1 protein-coding gene is annotated in these 541 nt (G+C 49.9%); it reads right to left on the reverse strand.

What is annotated here, in order from left to right:
• Positions 1-382 (reverse strand): hypothetical protein (locus N1032_RS27405; protein ID WP_259543872.1); only part of this gene is annotated, 382 nt, incomplete at its 3' end.
• Between the last annotated feature and the right edge of the window lie 159 nt (positions 383-541).

Genomic DNA, 541 nt, shown 5'->3' on the forward strand with positions numbered 1-541 from the left:
TACGATCCGACTTCTGTACCGCCTGATTAAGAGTTTCTAAATAAGCGTGGAATTGTTCGCCGTGTGATTTAACTACCGGGTCATTTTCCCAATTAGATAAAAAGTTATCATGCTTATCATCATTATATTTAGAAGCGGCATCACCCCCACCAATTTTAACCGGGGCTAACCATTGCTCCATATTGCTAATGTGTTTACCCTGGCTATCCTGCTGGTTTTCTTCCTGCTGGAATGGGTTGTAGCCCCCGGCGCTGTTAGGGAGTGGCATAGCTTGGGCTGCTTCACCACGTAGGGCCGCACCTCTGGCCCTGTAGTCATTTAAAGATTGTGCCGCTGTAGGCGATGTAGTAGGCGCTAGCGGGTTGTATTGTTGATTCATCATGTTCTATACCTCTTACATGCTTTGACCGATAGAGCCACCGATAGAAGCGCCTAAGCTGGCTCCCATTGGGCCACCAAAGAAGCCACCCGCTACAGCACCTGCCGCACCCATTAAGCCACCCATCAGGCCATTACCCTGAGCCGGGGCAACCGTAGTAGT

The organism is Herbiconiux daphne, assembly GCF_024979295.1.
GTDB lineage: Bacteria > Actinomycetota > Actinomycetes > Actinomycetales > Microbacteriaceae > Herbiconiux > Herbiconiux daphnes.